Consider the following 3,205-nt stretch of genomic DNA (forward strand, 5'->3'; position numbering starts at 1 on the left):
CCGGCAGTGCTCACCGGCCAGCAGGCTCAGCCACAAGACTCCCACAACCGCAGAAGCCCCGTAGACCCCCATTAGGCCCCGGCCTCGACGCCGATCTGACGATCGATGTCGACTCCACGATCTGTCAGACCTACGGGACGAAGAAGCAGGGCGCCACGTTCGGCTACACGAAGGTGCGTGGCTATCACCCGCTGCTGGCGACCCTGGCCTCAACCGGCGAAGTGCTGCACGCCCGGATGCGTGGCGGCAACGCCGGCTCGGCACGTGGGGCGGGCACGTTTGTGCGCGAGACGATCAGCCGGGTGCGGCAGGCGGGGGCGACCGGAGCCCTGGGGGTGCGGGCCGACTCGGCGTTCTACTCACGGGGGTTCGTCACTGCATGTCGGGACCACGGGGCCCGGTTCTCGGTCACCGTCAAGATGCTCAAACCCATCCGAGAAGCGATCGACGCCATCGGTGAGGAGGATTGGAGAGAGATCCCCTACTGGCTCGAAGGCGGCGCGGAGGTGGCCGAGACCTCCTACACCGCGTTCAAGGACACCAAGGACCGGGTCACCTTGCGGCTGATCGTGCGTCGGGTGCGTCCCACTCCCGGCTCGCAACTCGCCCTGGACGTAGTGTTCGACTATCACCCGGTCCTGACCGACCGTGACGGGCACATGCTGGTCATCGAAGCCGACCATCGCCGCCACGCAGTCGTCGAGCTCGCTATCCGCGACGTCAAAGCCGGCGGGCTCGCGCACCTGCCCTCGGGGAAGTTCAACGCCAACGCTGCCTGGCTTGCCCTCGCCGTGGTGGCGCACAACCTCGCCCGCTGGACCCTCGCCGCCTCCGGCGGCGACTGGTCGGAGGCGACCACCGAGACCTTCCGCACCAAGGTCGTCTCCATGCCCGCCCGGCTGGTCCACTCCGCCCGCACACTCAAACTTCGAGCACCGACGAACTGGCCCTGGCGCCAGGCGTTCGAGACCGCGCTCACAACCATCCGGACGATCCCCATCCCCGCACCGACCTGATCCCGGCCCACGCCCGGGGTCCCCACCCGTCCAAGAACCCACATCGCACAAACCCCGAACCCTCGGGAAGCGTCAGCCTGCCCTCGTCGGGGTCAAAAACCGCCGCCGAAGACCATTCAGACTCCTACGTGCCGCTCCAACCCGACACAACTCCACATCATCAGCCGCCACGACCTCACCAGCCGCGACTCGATACCCGAACGGTGGATTGAGGCTATATGGGCCCGCCTCAATGGAGACGGGCCCATATGTGGTCTTCAAGCACCGAACCGCCGACCTGACGATCGACGGAAGTCGCCTCTATCCGGCTGCGTTCGAGAGATTGTCGACTTCGATTGCCGTGATCTTCGAGTCGTAGACCGTGAACGTTGAGTTGAAGCTCGGATCGTCACATGTCAATACAGCCGTACCCGCGCTTGCGAAGGTGTGAACGACCATGAGACTCATCGCTCCATCGTTGGAAACGCTGGCGCTCGGGGTGTAAGGAACGACAGTTTGCGACTCGTCGTAATCCGCCCCTGCCTGGATCCTGCAATGGATGGGAATATCCACGCCGCTCGGGTCCCTAAACCATGCCTTCGCGAAGATCACATAGGAACCCGCCGCCAGATCCAGATCGAGGACAGTGCCCGAGCCGCTCAGGTCGACACCCAGATCATGATGAGTCGAGAAAGCAGAGGTTTCGAGTTCGGCCGCATCCTTGCCGTCGACCTTGTCGGCGTTCACACTCGGCGGAGTCGCCGGATCGTTACCGGACAACCGGTACATGAACGTCGCCATCTGCTCACGCAACACCGGATCTTTCGGACAATAGGTAGTCCCATCACCACAACCGAGCGTCACACCCGAGCTCTTCATGAACTCGATACCCTTGAAATGGGTGCTCCCGTCGGTCACGTCGCTGAACAGCGTGCCGGCCAGCGCCGCCGCCGGAATCAGCAGAAACGCCACCAACGCCAACAAGAACACACGTCGTCTACTCATGACGACCATACAACCCTCCTTGCAATCAGAGCCCTGCGCGGTGCAGTGACTCAAGTCGAACCTAGCAAACGGACCATATGGGTTGCAGACTTCGGGGGACGACCACCGCTTCGGGCGAGCCGCCTCCGTCGCAAACGCTCAACCACCGGGCGCATGCCGTGTCCGCCGCTTCACCGATACAAGCTTCCATTGGGGGGTGAGAACCGAACCTCACCCCCCGGTGCCTGCACGTTCTACAGCCCGCTGGACTCGTCGGATGGCGCCGTGAGGGAACCCGCAAGTGGGGCACCAGGCGTGAAGACGAGTATTGAGAACAGACCGTCGGAAGAGACACCAGACGGCGAGTGACAGCTAACGTCGATCTCGGTAGTGCTACCGCTGTTGAAGCTCCACGCGCATGATCCGCCAGCCGTCGACAGGCGGGTCACACTACTGCAGCTTGCGCAGTGCCGGCTGCAGCACCGACAACGAGCAACCCGACAAGCGTCAAGGCCACAATTACACGCCGAGACATCCTCACCTCAATCCTGCTGCCAGAGGCGAGGATACTCAGCTTCTCAAGTTGCGCCCCAGGGATTGAAGGCAGCCGAAACAGCTGCAGCTATGCCCGGCCGAATATCTATACCTGGATCCACCGCCCGGTTTGGTGTCCGGTGGGTGGGATTGATGAGGAAAATGCCCTCTGACCTGGGATAATGCGGCTTGGAAACAGTCACAAAACCCAGATCAGAAGGGCATTTATCAGATGCGTTCATCATACGACCTTTCGCGCCTGGAAACCATCTTTGATGAGGACAACCTGGTCGCCAATGCGGGGCTGATGGCCCCGGCCGCACTCGCGCAGAAGCTCGGCCTGGCCGAGAGCATCGACGAGCGGGTGACACTGCCGCAGGGCGCGGCGGGTCGGGCCAACTGCGGCACCAAAGCACTCACGGTGATCGGCGCGATGCTGACCGGTGGGGACTCGATCGACGACGTGGACGTGCTGCGCGCGGGTGCCGGCGGAGAGGTGTTCGATGCGATCCGCGCCCCGTCGACGATCGGGACGTGGCTGCGCAGCTTCAACTGGGCGAGCGTCCGTCAGCTCGACGCGGTCTCACGCACCGTGCTGGGCCGGGCGTGGCAGGCGGGGCTAGACACCCCAGGGTTGTATCTTGTCAAGCGGCGGCTTTGTCTCGTGTTGTCTGGCGGTGGGCCCAGGCGGT

The 3,205-nt window shown here is 63.5% G+C and carries 3 protein-coding genes; 2 read left to right on the forward strand and 1 reads right to left on the reverse strand.

Annotation, left to right across the window (positions count from 1 at the left end; all coding sequences use genetic code 11):
- The coding region (locus P1T08_18560; GenBank protein MDF1598077.1) for an IS1380 family transposase at positions 1–1,016 on the forward strand (1,016 nt) is incomplete at its 5' end.
- 300 nt (positions 1,017–1,316) lie between these two features.
- On the opposite strand, the gene P1T08_18565 is transcribed toward P1T08_18560, so the two are convergent.
- Complete coding sequence (locus tag P1T08_18565; GenBank protein ID MDF1598078.1) at positions 1,317–2,000, reverse strand: hypothetical protein; 684 nt, start codon at positions 1,998–2,000, stop codon at positions 1,317–1,319.
- Positions 2,001–2,745: 745 nt separating this feature from the next.
- Here P1T08_18565 and P1T08_18570 point away from each other — a divergent pair.
- Positions 2,746–3,205: hypothetical protein (locus P1T08_18570; protein MDF1598079.1), on the forward strand; the 460-nt coding region annotated here is incomplete at its 3' end.

The sequence above is a fragment of the Acidimicrobiia bacterium genome (genome assembly GCA_029210695.1).
GTDB lineage: Bacteria > Actinomycetota > Acidimicrobiia > Spongiisociales > JAHEDJ01 > JAHEDJ01.